The sequence below is a fragment of the Actinomadura keratinilytica genome, assembly GCF_039539665.1.
GTDB lineage: Bacteria > Actinomycetota > Actinomycetes > Streptosporangiales > Streptosporangiaceae > Spirillospora > Spirillospora keratinilytica.
Window position 1 is genome coordinate 1 of sequence record NZ_BAABDO010000152.1, and the last position, 13553, is coordinate 13553.

The window sequence follows — 13553 nt, forward strand, 5'->3', positions numbered from 1 at the left end:
GGGCGGACGCGGCGGCGCGGGGCGGGCGCCCTGCGCACCCGGGGGACCCGGGCGGGGCGCGGTGGGCCGCGGCGCCTCGGGCGCCGACGGCCTGCGCGGGGCGGCCCTGCGGTCGCCCTGCTTGTTGGACGCGTTCTTGCCGGACGCGTTGTCTGAGAAGGCTTCTGTGAGCCTGCGTACGACCGGCGCCTCGATCGTGGAGGACGCCGAACGAACGAACTCGCCCATTTCACGGAGCTTGGCCATGACGACCTTGCTCTCGACACCGAACTCTTTGGCGAGTTCGTAAACCCGGACCTTCGCCACTGCACTCCCTACTCGGTCCGGGGGTGCGGCCTCCGGACCGTCGTTACCTTGCCGTACTCATCGCGGCGTGCTCATCGAGCGCTCATAGCAATCTCGACCTGCTTCCGACTAGACGTCGCTTACCGTTGGCCATCCTGCTGCCGCGCCTCCCGCGCCGCAAGCCGCGCTCGCAGCGCGGAGGTGTCGAGCGGCCCCGCCAGGCGGAAGGCCCGGGGGAACGCCCGACGCCGCTCTGCGAGCTCGAGACATCCGGGATCGGGGTGCAGATGCGCCCCCCGGCCCGGCATCCGCCCACGAGGATCGGGGACGATCACGCCCTCGACCGCCACGAGGCGCAGCAACTCGGACTTGGCCGTGCGAACCCGGCAGCCCACACACGTGCGCAGTGGAGCCGCCCGCTCGCGTGACTCGAGTCTACCGCGCCGAGGCGTCGGCGGGACCTGTCGCATGCTCTCCTGATGTAGTCGATCCTGTTGTAGTCGATCCTGATTCGCCGGTTCCGGCCGTCTTCGGGGCTTGTGCCGCTTCGGCCGCGCCGGCGCCGCCGGGCTGCGCCGCGCCGCCGGAACGCTCCGCTCCGGACCGCTCGCCCTGCCCGGCCCCGGCCCGCTCGGCGCCGCCCTGCTCGGTGTCGGAGCGGATGTCGATCCGCCAGCCGGTGAGCCGGGCCGCCAGCCGGGCGTTCTGGCCCTCCTTGCCGATGGCCAGCGAGAGCTGGTAGTCGGGGACGATCACCCGGGCCACCCGGGCGCCCTCGTCCACCACCTCCACGGCCGACACCCGCGCCGGGGACAGCGCGTTGCCCACGAACTCGGCCGGGTCCTCCGACCAGTCCACGATATCGATCTTCTCGCCGTGCAGCTCGTGCATGACGTTGCGGACGCGGCTGCCGAGCGGGCCGATGCACGCGCCCTTGGCGTTCACCCCGGGCTTGCGCGACCGCACCGCGATCTTGGTGCGGTGGCCGGCCTCCCGGGCGATCGCCGCGATCTCCACGGTGCCGTCGGCGATCTCGGGCACCTCCAGCGCGAACAGCTTGCGCACCAGGTTGGGGTGGGTGCGCGACAGCTGCACCGACGGGCCGCGGTGGCCCTTGCGGACCTGCACCACGTAGGCGCGGATCCGCTCGCCGTGCTCGTAGGTCTCGCCGGGCACCTGCTCCTGCGGGGGCAGGATCGCCTCGATCTTGCCGAGGTCGACCAGGACGTTGCGGGGGTCCTTGCCCTGCTGGATGATGCCGGAGACGATGTCGCCCTCGCGGCCGACGTACTCGCCGAACGTCAGCTCGTCCTCGGCGTCGCGCAGCCGCTGCAGGATGACCTGCTTGGCGGTCGTCGCCGCGATACGTCCGAAACCGGTCGGGGTGTCGTCGTATTCCCGGACGGCGTTGCCCTCTTCGTCGGTCTCGGTCGCCCAGACCGTGACGTGCCCGGTCTCCCGGTCGAGCTCCACCCGGGCCTTGGGCGCCGCCCCCTCGGTGCGGTGGTAGGCGATCAGCAGGGCGTCTTCGATGGCCTTGACGGCCACGTCGAGCGAGATGTCCTTCTCGCTCTCCAGACTGCGCAGTGCGGTCATGTCGATGTCCACGAGGCTCCCCCCTCTAGTCCGGCTCGGCCGGCGAACGCGTTTCCTCGGCCTCGTCGGCGGAGCCGCGGGGGGCCGTGCTGCCCGCGGGACGCTCCCCCGCACCCGCCGGCCCCGCGGGTCCGGACGCACCGTCCCCGGCCGTGCCGTCGGCCCGGTCGCCGGCCTCGTCGCCGGCTTCGTCGTCCGCCCGTCGGAACTCCACCTGCACCCGGCCGCGCCCCAGCTCCTTGAAGTCGAAACGGCGCCTGGTCACCCCGCCGGACACGGGCCCGCCCCCAGGCCCCCTGCCCCGCCTGCCGGTGCCCTTCGCGGCGGAGCGCCCCTTGGCGGGGGACGCCGCCGCGCCGTCCGGCTCCTGGGAGGTGACGACGTCGATGACGACCGCCTCGTCGTCAGCGGACACCACGCGGCCCTCGATCCGGCCGCCCGCGGTCAGCGGTGCGACCACCAGCCGCCCCCTGGCGCGCCGCCAGTGCCGCGGCTCGGTGAGCGGACGGTCGACGCCGGGCGAGGTGACCTCCAGCACATAGGGCCCGGCGCCCATCACGTCGTGCTCGTCCAGCAGGTCGGAGGCGCGCCGGCTCAGCTCGGCCACGTCGTCGAGGCTGACCCCGCCGTCGGCGTCCACCACGACGCGCACCAGGCGCCGCCTGCCGGCGGGCCGCACGTCGACCTCCTCCAGGTCGAAGCCCGCGTCGGCCACCGCGGGTGCGAGCACCCGGGTCAGCTGCGCCACCGCCTCTTCGCGGCTCGGCCTGCTCATGACCGTCCTCCACGCGCGCACGAGACGCCGGCGCGGCCCCGCTGAGCGTTAGGGCCGGACTCCACGCCCATGGGACCTCCAGTTTGTCGTTCTGAAACGCGGCGTGTCCGTTGACAACTCAAGACTATCGACAGCCGGGCACCTCAGCGCTCTTTCGGACAGGTCACCGGCGCGCCGGATATGGAATGCTTGAGCTGGCCTGATGAGCCGAAGACTCGTCGCGGCCCGTCCTCGTCACGCCATCCCGGGGGTCGCCCCCCACGAGGTCTGGGAGACACGCTTGCCCGAGGCCAGCACGGTGTCCCGGCGGGCGGTGCTGGGAGGCACCGCCGGGATCGTCTTTCCCGCGCTGGGCGGCTGCGGCCGCGCGCCCGCCGCGCCCCCCGCGCTCGATCCCGAGCTGATGATCCTGGTCGGTGCGATCACCGCCGAGCACGATCTGATCGCCCTGTACGAGGCGGTGCGCGGCGCCCACGCCGATCTGGCGGAGCGGATCGCCCCCGCCCTGGCGCACCACCGCGAGCATCTGGCCGTGCTGCGCCGCCACTACGTGCCCGGATCCGGCCGGCTGGCGAGCCCGGCGCCGGCTCCCTCGCCCGTGGCGCAGCCCGTCCCCGGGGACCGGTCCGGCGCGCTGGCCGTGCTGCGCCGCGCCGAGAGCCAGGCCGCCGCCGCGCGGGTGGCCGAGGTGGAGCGCGCGGGCCCGGGGCTGGCGCAGCTGCTGGCCAGCATCGGCGCCTGCGAGGCCGGGCACGCCGCGGCCCTGGAGGGGGCCGGGTGAACCCTTCGGTGGACGCCCTGCAGGAGGCGCTGAAGGCCGAGCACGCCGCGGTGTACGGCTACGGGGTGGTGGGCGCCCGGCTGCTGGGCCGACTGCGCCGGTCGGCCGAGTCCCACTGGGACGCCCACCGGCAGCAGCGCGACCGGCTGATGGCGCGGATCTCCCAGCGCGGCGCCCGTCCGGTGGCGGCGGCGCCCGCCTACCGCCTGCCCGTGCGGGTCACCTCGGCGCGCACCGCCGCCGAGCTGGCCGCCGCGCTGGAGGACGACGTGGTGACCGCGTACGCGGGGCTGGCGGGCGCGCCGGAGGCCGCGCTGCGCACACTGGCGGCCCGGGCGATGCAGGAGGCGGTGGCGCGTGCGGTGCGCTGGCGGAACGACGCCGGCCGTCCGCGGGCGGCCGGGACGGCGTTCCCGGGGCTGCCGCCGTCGGCCCTGGCCCCGGGGCGGGGCGCCGGCCCCAGCTGATCACCGCGCTGATCAACACGCTGATCACCCGGACGGCCGCCCGGGAACAGTTCCGCCCCGAGCGATCGTTCACCCGAATTGCAAAGTATTGGGGAGATCGGGGGAGCTTGACCGGTATGGCCGTTATTGAGCAACGCGACACCGCCACCGCGAGCCTGGAGGAGCTGCGCGCCGTGTACCGGGCGCGCATCGACCAGCTCGCGGCCGAGCGCGACGAGGCACGGCGCGAGGCGCACCGCGCCAAGGAGGAGGCCTACGTCGCCCGCGCCAACCTGGCCAGCCTCACCGCCCGCGTCCAGGAGCTGCTGGCCGCCGCCGCGCGCCATCTGCCGGACCTGGCCGTCGACGGCCCGGACGACGCGCCCGCGCTGGAGGGCCGGACGGGCGAGGAGCGGCGCGCCCTTCCCGCGGAGCGCAGGGCCCTGCCCGCCCCCGCGGCGGACGCCGCGCGCTCGGACGGCTCACGCTGACCCCCGCACGGCGGCCGGGCTCACCGGCCGCCGTGCCCGTCCTCCACGCGGACACGTGCGGCGGCCGCGCACCCGGCCTCCCCGAGCGGCAGGCGGGCCGCGCCCCCGGCATGACGGAGATCAAATATCCGGATTTCGCCCGCCCTCGACGGGAATGCTCTTGGCGTCGAAGCGGTTGCCGCAATCGCAGCGGCATGGGTCTTTCGCGGAGGGGAGCGGGTCATGGGCGAGGTCGTCACCGCACCGGCTCCCCACGCGCGGGAGGAGGACGCACCGGTCGCGCCGGAGCCGTCGGCGCGGCGGCGCGGGATGTGGGTGCAGCTGGGCGTGCTGGCCGCGACCGCGGGCGCGTTGGCGGCGTTCCACGACCGGCTTCCCGACTTCGGCGCCATGTGGGACGCGGCGCGCCGGGCCGAGCCCGGCTGGCTGGCCGTGGTGGTGCTGGGGGCGGCGGGGTCGATGGGGGCGTTCGCGCGGCTGCAGCGGCGGCTGCTGCGCATCGGCGGGCTGCGGATCTCGCTGCGCCGGGCGTTCGCCGTCACCTACGCGGGCAACGCGCTGTCCACCACGCTGCCCGCGGGGCCCGCGCTGAGCGTCGTCTACACCTTCCGGCAGTTCCGGCGCAGCGGCGCGTCGGCGCGGCTGGCCATGGCGGTGATCCTGCTCGGCGGGGTCATCACCACGGCCGCCTACACCGCCATCGGCCTGGCGGCGCTGATCGCCGATCCGCGCGCCCGCACGCCGGTGCTGCTGGCGCTGGGCGCGGCCCTGGTCGCAGCGGCGGCGGTGGCCGCGCTGCGGCGGGGTGTGCGCGCCCGGCTCGCGGCGTTCGGGCGCCGGTCCGTCCGCCGGGTGCTCGGGCACCGCCGCATCGCCCCGTACGCCGAACGGCTGTGGGAGGGGCGCCGGGTGCTGCGCCCGTCCCGGCGCGACTGGGCGGCGCTGGTCGCGCTGGCCCTGCTGAACTGGGTGTTCGACATCGCGGCCCTGCACGCGGCGGTGCTCGCGGTGGGCATCGACCTGGCCCCGCAGGCGGTGGTGCTGGCGTACTTCGCCGCGCAGGCGGCGGGCAGCGTGCTGCCGGTCCTGCCGGGCGGGCTGGGCGCGATCGAGAGCAGCATGGCCGGGGCGCTGGTGGCGTTCGGCGCCGCGCTGATCCCCGCGGGCGCGGCGGTGGGCCTCTACCGGCTGGTGTCGTACTGGGGCGTGGTGGCGGTCGGGTGGTTGGCGTGGGTCGTCCTGCACGGGGGGCCGCGCCTGTCGGAGAACACCCGGCGGTGGCTGGCCGCGTTCGGCGAGGGGCTGCTGCAGGGGTGCTCGTCGGTGCTGCTGCTGCCGTACCCGATCCCGCCGGGCGTGCGCGGCGCCGAGCCCCGCAACGGCTGAGCCCTTCCCGGCCCCGGCCGCCCCCTCCCGCATGTCTTCGCGCCTTGTTGCGAGGGTGCCCTGCTGCTAATCTCCCAAGCGAGCGCTTGGTTAAACGCTTGGTCACCTGGCGAGCAGAGCATCACCGGAGGCTCGATGACGTCCCTACGGGTCAGCCTTGGCTACGAACTTGAGGTGCGCGGGCGCTCCCGCGAGGTCGAACGGCGCGCGTTCGAGAACGTCATGGACCAGGTGGTGCTGGCCGACGGGCTCGGCTTCGACACCGCGTGGTTCGTCGAGCACCACTTCACCCGGGGGTTCTCCCACTCCTCCGCGCCCGACCTGGTGCTGGCCGGGATCTCCCAGCGCACCGAGCGCATCCGGCTCGGCCTCGGCGTGGTGCTGCTGCCCTTCCAGTCGCCGATCCGCACCGCCGAGCGGGTCGCCACGCTCGACGTGATCAGCGGCGGCCGGGTGGAGTTCGGCACCGGACGCGGCGCGTCCCCCCTGGAGTACCAGGCCTTCCAGCGGCCGTTCGAGCAGTCCCGGCGGATCTGGGAGGAGTCGCTGGACGCCGTCCTGGAGATCTGGAACGCCGACGGGCGGCCGGTCACCCGGTCCGGCGAGTACTTCGAGATCCCGGGCGTCTCGGTGTACCCGCGTCCGGTGCAGGAGCCGCATCCGCCGGTGTGGGTGGCCTCCACCTCGCTGGACGGCTACCTGGCCGCGGCCCGCAAGGGCTACAACCTGCTCGGCATGACGATGCTCAAGGGCCTGCACGACGTGGCCGACGACATCGCCAAGTACAAGCAGTGCCTGGCCGAGCACGGCTTCGACCCCGCCACCCGCCGCGTCGCGCTCATGATCCCCTGGTACGTCGCGCCCACCCGGCAGGAGGCCGTGGACACCGCCGCCGACCCCGTCCTGTGGTACCTGCGCCGCCAGGTCAACCTCGTCGCGCCGCCCGACTACACCGACGCCCGCCACGCCACCCACCGGGTGCTCGGCCAGCAGGCCGCGGGGATGCCGCCCGACGAGGCCATGGCGGTGCTGCGCGAGGAGACCATGGTCGTCATCGACGACGTCGCGGGCTCGCGCGCGGCCGTCGAGCGCGTCCGGGCCGCGGGCGCCACCGACCTCATCCTCCAGGCCCAGGTCGGCGGACTGGCCCACGAGCACGTCTGCAACTCGATGAAGCTGTTCATGCGCGAGGTCGTCCCGCAGGAGGCGCAGTGAGCTGGCCCACCCGCAGCACCTTCCCCGCCGGGCGGTCCGCCGCCGGCCTGCTGTCGGTCTCGCCGGACGGCGACGTGGTCGTCCCGCTGGGCGCCGACGACCGCGCCGCCGCGCTGGACCTGGCGGCGCGGACCCTGGCGGCGGCGGGCGTCGGCGCGGACGACCGCGTCGTCGTCGCGCTCAACAACGACGGCGAGCCGGCCGGGGCGCTGATCGCCGAGGCCGCGGCGCGGGTGGCGGGGGCCGCCGCGTCCGTCGGGCCGCGCGGGCGGATGCGCCTGCACACCGCGCTGGAGAGCGTCGGCGCCACCGTCCTGGTCGCCACCCCGACCGGCGCGATGGACTTCCTCGCCCGGCTGCACCTGGAGTTCCTGGTGGACCCCCTGGACCTGGAGCTGCGGCACATCCTGCTGGTGGGCGAGATCCCGTCCGCCCACACCGGCGAGCAGCTCGCCGCCGAGTTCGACGCCTCGGTGCGGGAGCTGTACGCCGACCCGTTCTTCGGGGTGCCGCTGGCGCACCGCGCCCCGTCCGACCCCGTGCTGACCCCCATCGGCGAGGGGCTGCTGGGGCTGGCGCCGCCCGACAAGGACGTGCTGCTGGACGCCCCCTACGGCGAGGGCGTCGCGGAGCTGGTCGTCACACCGACCTGGCACGCCGCGTTCGGCGCGGCGACGCTGCGCACCGGCCACGCGGTGCGGCTGGCGGGCGGCGAGCGGGGCGTGCCCGCGCCCGCGCACACGGTCGGCGAGCACGTGCTGGTCCGCGGCCGCTGGGTGTCGGTGCCCAAGATCGCGGCCGCGCTGGCGCGGATCGACGGGGTCGGCCGGTGGGACCTGCGGATCAGCCGGGACGGCACGCTCGACGCCGCCGCCCTGCACGTGACGTTCGACCGCGGCACCCTCGTCGCCAACCCGATGTGGAAGAAGCGGATCGCGCAGGCGCTGTACGCGCTCACCCCGGTCGCCGTGGACGTCGTGGTCGAGGAGGAGGTCGCCGAGGAGCGGCGGCCCGGCACCGTCACCGACCTGCGCGGCCACCACCTCGGCCGGGACCGCGCGCGGCTGTCCTAGGCGGTCCCCCGTTCTCCTCGCTCCACGGCCGCGACCGCCGCGGGGCGGCTGGTCCTCTACCCGGAGGAGGCGCGATGCAGTTGGAACCGGTACCCGCCTGGGGCACGATCCCGCGGATGCTGCGGGACCAGGCCGCCCGGCACGGAGACGTGGAGGTGGTGCGGGCCGGGGACGTCTCCCTGACGCTGTCGCAACTGGCCGAACGCGCCCGCGCGGTGGCGCGCGGCCTGATCGCGCTGGGCGTCTCCCCCGGCGACCGGGTGGCGGTGTGGGCGCCCAACACCCCCGACTGGGTGGCCGCCGCGTACGGGATCTGGGACGCCGGGGCGATCATCGCGCCGCTGTCGACGCGGTTCCGGGGCATCGAGGCGGCCGAGATGCTCCGCAAGGCGGGCGCCAGCGTGCTGCTGGTCGCCGAGGGGTTCATGGACGCCTCCCAGCTCGGCATGCTGGCCGCCGTCGCCGGGGAGCCGGCGGGCGGCCGCCCCTTCCGCGGCCTGCCCGACCTCGCCCACGTGGTGGTCCTGCCGCCGGCCGACGCACCCGGCCGCCCCGGCGTGCGGGCGTGGCGGGACCTCCTCGCGGGCGGCGCGTCGGTGCCGGCGGAGGCGGCCGAGGAGCGGGCCGCCGCCGTCGGCCCGGACGACCTCGCCGAGATCATGGCCACGTCCGGCACGACCGGCGCGCCCAAGGGCGTCATGCTGCACCACGAGCAGCTGCTGCGCGGCTACTGGGACTGGGCCGAGATCGTCACGCTGCGCGAGGGCGACCGGTACCCGGTCATCGCCCCGTTCTCGCACGGCTTCGGCATCAACGCCGGGCTGCTGGCCTGCGTGCTGCGCCGCGCCACCATGATGCCGGTCGCGGTGTTCCGGCCGGACGACCTGCTGGAGCTGATCGAACGCGACCGCGTCAGCGTGCTGGCCGGGGCGCCGCCCATGTTCTTCCGGATCCTGGACGAGCCGCCGGGACGGGACCTGTCGTCGCTGCGGGTGGCGATCTGCGGGGCGGCGGCGGTGCCGCCCGACCTGATCCGCCGCATGGTCGGCGAGGCCGGCGTGGAGCGCGTGATCAACGCCTACGGGCTGATGGAGGGCACCGTGGTGTCGATGACCCGGCCGGAGGACCCGGTCGAGGTGATCGCGTCCTCCACCGGGCGCCCCGTGCCCGGGGTGAGCGTGCGGATCGTCGACGACGACGGCAAGGACCTGCCGCCCGGCGAACGCGGCGAGATCCTGGTCGGCGGCTACGGGGTGATGCGCGGCTACTGGGACGACCCGGCGCGCACGGCCGAGGCGGTCGACGCCGACGGCTGGCTGCACACCGGCGACATCGGCACGCTGGACGAGGCGGGCAATGTGGCGATCGTGGACCGCAAGAAGGAGATGTTCATCGTCTCCGGTTTCAACGCCTACCCCGCCGAGATCGAGGCCCTGCTGCTGCGCTGCCCGCTGGTCGCCCAGGCCGCGGTGATCGGGGTGCCGGACGAGCGGCACGGCGAGGTCGGCCGCGCCTACGTGGTGCCGGCGCCCGGGACGTCGCCGGACCCCGCGGAGATCATCGCCTGGGCGCGCGCCAACATGTCCAACTACAAGGTGCCGCGCCGGGTGGTGCTGGTGGACGCGCTGCCGGTCAACGCCAACGGCAAGATCGACAAGCCGGCGCTGCACGCCCGCGCCGCCGAAGAGGGGCCCTGACCCGCCCGCGGACACCGGTGGCCGGACACCGGCCGCCGACACCGGCGGGCGGCGGGGGACGAATGCCGGACGGCGCCGGCACCGGCCCCGGGAGGGCGAATTCGCGGCGTCGCACACCCGCCGGTTCACGCATTCACCAGTGCTTTCACCTGGCCATTCATTGCGCTTGGCAATGGCGGCGCGGCCGTGGGCGATAATCGCTCTGGACTTCCCCCGCCGCCGACTGCGACAATCGCGTTTCGTCGCGGTGCATCTCTGAACTGGGGGAACGCGGGAAATGCGGGCGGGGCGCGTGGTGGCCGACGCCGGGGCCGTACTCCGGCAGTGGCGGCAGCCCAGGGAATTTCGGATCCGGTCGAGCGCATGGCCCGCGGAGGCGCTGGCCGTCCTCGCCGGTCTGTCCGCGGCCTGCGGCACCGGCGCCGGCCCGCCCGCCGGCCCAGGAGAAAGCCGGCCTCCGGCTGGAAATTGCACGACCGATCCCGGCACCGGACAGCAGACCGGCACTGCCGCACCAAACCCGGAACCGGACCGCGAAACCGACGTCGAAACGACGCCCGGAACAACGCCCGATACGACATCTGATACGGCACCCGAGACCACGTCCGAAACACCGCCCGAAACACCGCCCGGCCTGCCCGGACGCGCGGTGGCCGACGTGGCGACCAGCATCTGGCGGCTGCGCGGCAAGCTCGCCGAATCGCCGGTGGAACCGCCGCGCGCCGTCGTCCGCCACCTGGAGTCGGCGTGGGACGCCCTCGCCGAGGCCGGCGTGCAGATCCAGGACCATCTGAACACCCCGTTCGACTCCGGGCTGGCGCTGACCGTGGTGGCCTTCCAACCGACGCCGGGCCTGTCCCGCGAGCAGGTGGTGGAGACCGTCCGGCCCAGCGTCTACCTGCACGACCGCGTCGTCCAGCGGGGCGAGGTGATCGTCGGCACGCCCGCCCCCTCCGACCAGCCGACCCCCGGACCCTAAGGAACCGCACCGCCGATGACCAGGACCACCATCGACTTCGGCATCGACCTCGGCACCACCAACAGCGCCATCGCCCGGCTGAACGGCGTCGACACCGAGATCATCAAGAACAACGACAACGCCGACACCACGCCGTCCGCGGTGATGATCGACCGTCGCGACCGGCTGTACGTCGGTGACATCGCCCGCAAGCGCAGCGAGCAGGACGTCGCCAACACCTGCGTGGAGTTCAAGCTGCGCATGGGCACCACCGGCCAGGACAAGCTGTTCGAGGCCAGCGGGCGGACGCTGTCCCCGGAGGAGATGTCGGCCGAGGTCCTCAAGTCGCTCAGGCGGGACGTGGCGCAGCGCACCGGCGAGGACATCTCCGCCGCCGTCATCACCGTCCCCGCGGCGTTCGACCTGAGCGCCTGCGACGCCACCCGCCGCGCGGCCGCGCTGGCCGGGCTGACGCACGCCCCGCTGCTGCAGGAGCCCACCGCCGCCGCGCTGGCCTACGGGTTCCAGTCCGCCGCCGACAACGTGTTCTGGCTGGTGTACGACCTGGGCGGCGGCACCTTCGACGCCGCCGTGATCAACGTGCGGGACGGCGAGTTCACCGTCGTCAACCACCGGGGCGACAACTTCCTGGGCGGCAAGCTCATCGACTGGGCGATCGTCGAGGAGCTGCTGATCCCGGCGGTGGCGCGCGAGCACGGGCTGACCGACCTGGGCCGCGGCCGGCCGCGCTGGCTGGGCGCGGTGAACAAGCTCAAGCTGGCCGCCGAGGCCGCCAAGATCCGGCTGTCGCAGGCCGACTCGGTGACCGTCTTCGACGAGCTCCGGGACGCCGAGGGCCGCACCTACGAGATCGACGTCGAGCTGACCCGCGCCGACGTGGAGCGGCTGGCCGAGCCGTTCATCGTCCGGTCGATCAACCTGTGCCGCAGGGCGCTGGCCGAGAGCGGGCTCGGCCCCGGCGACATCGAGAAGGTGCTGCTGGTGGGCGGGCCGACGCTGTCGCCGTACCTGCGCGAGCGCCTCGCCGACCCCGCCGCGGGCCTGGGCATCGCGCTGGACCACAGCCAGGACCCGATCACGGCGGTGGCGCGCGGCGCGGCGATCTTCGCGGGGACGCAGCGGCTGGCGGACGCCGCCGCCCCGGCCGCGCCGCCGGCCGCCGGGCGGTACGCCGTCGAGCTGGAGTACCGCCCGGTCGGCCCCGACACCGAGCCGTTCGTCGGCGGCCGGGTGACCGGCGGCCCCACCGCCGGGCTGTCGATCGAGTTCGTCAACCCCGAGGCCAAGCCGGTGTGGCGCAGCGGGCGGATCGAGCTGTCGCCGGACGGCGCGTTCGTCACGACGCTGTGGGCCGAGCGGGGCCGCGCCAACACCTTCCGCATCGAGCTCACCGACGCCACCGGCGCCGCCCGCCCGGTGACACCGGACGAGCTCACCTACACGGTCGGGGTCGTCGACACCCAGCCGCCGCTCACCCACTCCATCGGGGTGGGCCTGGACGGCAACGAGGTGGAGTGGCTGATCAAACGCGGCACGCCGCTGCCCGCGCGGCGCCGGATCCTGCTGCGCACCACGGTCGGCATCAGCCGCGGCCAGGGCGAGGGCATGATCCGCATCCCGGTGCTGGAGGGCGAGTACGACCGCGCCGACCGCAACCGCCGCATCGGCCGCCTGGAGGTCTCGCCCGGCCAGGTGCGGCGGGACGTGCCCGAGGGCAGCGAGGTCGATCTGACCATCGTGATCGACGAGTCGCGGCTGGTGGTCGCGCGCGCCTACGTCCCGATCCTGGACGAGGAGTTCGAGCACGCGATCAACCTGCGCACCGAGACCGTCCCCGAGCACGCCGAGCTGGTCCGCGAGGCCGAGGCCGAGAAGCGCCGGCTGGCGGCGGCGCGGCGGCTGGCGACCGAGCTGGACGACCCGCCCGCGCTGCAGGTGCTGGCGCGCATCGACGCCGAGAGGATCGTCGAGGATGTGGCGGCGATGGTCGAGGCCGCCCGGGTCGACACCGACGCGGCCGTCACCTGCGGCAAGCGGCTGCTGGACCTCAAGGCCGCCATCGACGAGGTGGAGGACGCGCTGGAGTGGCCGATGCTGGTGCAGGAGGCGCGCGAGGTCGTGCCGGCCGCACGCGAGATCGTCACCCAGCGCGGGCGGCCGCAGCACCGGCAGCTGCTGGCGGCCGCCGAGAACGCGATCCAGGAGGCGATCACGGCGCACGACGCGGTGCTGCTGCGGCAGCGCGTGAACGAGCTGCGCACGCTGGTGATCCAGGTGCTGGACGAGACCGGCGACCTGCAGTACCTGGCGTTCGACGAACTGCAGGTGCTGCAGCCGGAGATGCGCGACCCGAACGAGGCCGCCCAGCTGGTCGCCACGGGCCGGCGGGCCGCCGAGACCGGCGACGTCGCCACGCTGCGGCACGTCAACGAGCAGCTGCGCGGCATGCTGCCGTCGCCGCCGCCCCCGCCCGACCCGTTCAGCACCGTGCGGCGGGGCCGATGACCCGAACCGCCCCACCCGCTGTGAACGAGCCGACCGACGGGGCGGCCGCGCTGCTGCGCGCCGCCCGCGAGGTGACGCTCGCCCAGGCCCGGACGCTGGCCCGGCACGGACGCCACGCCGAGGCCGAGGACCTGCTGCGCGCCTTGGACCCCGACGCCGTGACGCTCGACCTGCTGGCCCGTATCCGCGCCCAGCAGGGCGACCTGGACGAGGCCGACCGGTGCTGGGCCGAGGCCGAGCGTCTCGCCCCCGGCACCGCGGAGTTCGCCGCGGCGCGGGCCCGCATCGCCGCCGTCCGCGCCGGCGTCGGCCGCGGCCCGGTCG

Annotated in this window: 13 protein-coding genes and 1 pseudogene; 10 read left to right on the plus strand and 4 right to left on the minus strand. The window is 74.9% G+C overall.

The window, feature by feature from the left end; all coding sequences use genetic code 11:
- The 4 genes and pseudogenes from ABD879_RS29510 to rimP all read right to left on the minus strand — a co-directional run.
- Positions 1–306, minus strand: a 306-nt coding sequence (locus ABD879_RS29510; RefSeq protein WP_345024985.1) for a translation initiation factor IF-2 N-terminal domain-containing protein, incomplete at its 3' end; no start/stop codon positions are given.
- Between the two features lie 119 nt (positions 307–425).
- Positions 426–755 carry a YlxR family protein gene (locus ABD879_RS29515; RefSeq protein WP_345024987.1) on the minus strand — a complete coding sequence of 110 codons (330 nt, stop codon included), beginning with the start codon at positions 753–755 and terminating at the stop codon, positions 426–428.
- Entirely contained in the window at positions 721–1881 is a 1161-nt protein-coding gene (gene nusA / locus ABD879_RS29520) for a transcription termination factor NusA (RefSeq protein ID WP_345025002.1), read from the minus strand. The genes ABD879_RS29515 and nusA overlap by 35 nt, the downstream gene beginning before the upstream one ends.
- A gap of 178 nt (positions 1882–2059) precedes the next feature.
- Positions 2060–2656 (minus strand): annotated as a pseudogene (rimP, locus tag ABD879_RS29525) (ribosome maturation factor RimP); the annotation flags it as partial.
- A 280-nt stretch (positions 2657–2936) separates the two neighbouring features.
- Here rimP and ABD879_RS29530 point away from each other — a divergent pair.
- From ABD879_RS29530 to ABD879_RS29575, 10 genes are all read left to right on the plus strand, one after another.
- Complete coding sequence (locus ABD879_RS29530) at positions 2937–3437, plus strand: hypothetical protein (protein ID WP_345024989.1); 501 nt, start codon at positions 2937–2939, stop codon at positions 3435–3437.
- Entirely contained in the window at positions 3434–3904 is a 471-nt protein-coding gene (locus tag ABD879_RS29535; protein ID WP_345024990.1) for a ferritin-like domain-containing protein, read from the plus strand. The genes ABD879_RS29530 and ABD879_RS29535 overlap by 4 nt, the downstream gene beginning before the upstream one ends.
- A gap of 116 nt (positions 3905–4020) precedes the next feature.
- Positions 4021–4374, plus strand: a complete 354-nt coding sequence (locus ABD879_RS29540) for a hypothetical protein (RefSeq protein ID WP_345024991.1) — start codon at positions 4021–4023, stop codon at positions 4372–4374.
- 222 nt (positions 4375–4596) lie between these two features.
- On the plus strand, positions 4597–5760 hold the full coding sequence (locus ABD879_RS29545; protein ID WP_345024993.1) for a lysylphosphatidylglycerol synthase transmembrane domain-containing protein: 1164 nt from the start codon (positions 4597–4599) through the stop codon (positions 5758–5760).
- Positions 5761–5895: 135 nt separating this feature from the next.
- Entirely contained in the window at positions 5896–6975 is a 1080-nt protein-coding gene (locus ABD879_RS29550; RefSeq protein WP_345024994.1) for an LLM class flavin-dependent oxidoreductase, read from the plus strand.
- On the plus strand, positions 6972–8048 hold the full coding sequence (locus tag ABD879_RS29555; protein ID WP_345024995.1) for a hypothetical protein: 1077 nt from the start codon (positions 6972–6974) through the stop codon (positions 8046–8048). Before ABD879_RS29550 ends, ABD879_RS29555 begins: the two co-directional genes overlap by 4 nt.
- 74 nt (positions 8049–8122) lie before the next feature.
- Positions 8123–9745 (plus strand): AMP-binding protein, encoded by a 1623-nt coding sequence (locus ABD879_RS29560; RefSeq protein WP_345024996.1) that lies wholly within the window; start codon positions 8123–8125, stop codon positions 9743–9745.
- Between the two features lie 658 nt (positions 9746–10403).
- On the plus strand, positions 10404–10724 hold the full coding sequence (locus ABD879_RS29565) for a nucleotide exchange factor GrpE (RefSeq protein ID WP_345024998.1): 321 nt from the start codon (positions 10404–10406) through the stop codon (positions 10722–10724).
- A gap of 15 nt (positions 10725–10739) precedes the next feature.
- On the plus strand, positions 10740–13229 hold the full coding sequence (locus tag ABD879_RS29570; RefSeq protein ID WP_345025000.1) for an Hsp70 family protein: 2490 nt from the start codon (positions 10740–10742) through the stop codon (positions 13227–13229).
- Positions 13230–13249: 20 nt separating this feature from the next.
- Positions 13250–13553, plus strand: a 304-nt coding sequence (locus ABD879_RS29575) for a hypothetical protein (RefSeq protein WP_345025001.1), incomplete at its 3' end; no start/stop codon positions are given.

What these genes read in the sequence shown, in the direction of transcription:
- ABD879_RS29515 (WP_345024987.1), bottom strand. Translation starts at nt 755, where the DNA reads ATGCGACAGGTCCCGCCGACGCCTCGGCGCGGTAGACTCGAGTCACGC.
- nusA (WP_345025002.1), bottom strand. Translation starts at nt 1,881, where the DNA reads ATGACCGCACTGCGCAGTCTGGAGAGCGAGAAGGACATCTCGCTCGAC.
- ABD879_RS29540 (WP_345024991.1), top strand. Translation starts at nt 4,021, where the DNA reads ATGGCCGTTATTGAGCAACGCGACACCGCCACCGCGAGCCTGGAGGAG.
- ABD879_RS29545 (WP_345024993.1), top strand. Translation starts at nt 4,597, where the DNA reads ATGGGCGAGGTCGTCACCGCACCGGCTCCCCACGCGCGGGAGGAGGAC.
- ABD879_RS29550 (WP_345024994.1), top strand. Translation starts at nt 5,896, where the DNA reads ATGACGTCCCTACGGGTCAGCCTTGGCTACGAACTTGAGGTGCGCGGG.
- ABD879_RS29560 (WP_345024996.1), top strand. Translation starts at nt 8,123, where the DNA reads ATGCAGTTGGAACCGGTACCCGCCTGGGGCACGATCCCGCGGATGCTG.
- ABD879_RS29570 (WP_345025000.1), top strand. Translation starts at nt 10,740, where the DNA reads ATGACCAGGACCACCATCGACTTCGGCATCGACCTCGGCACCACCAAC.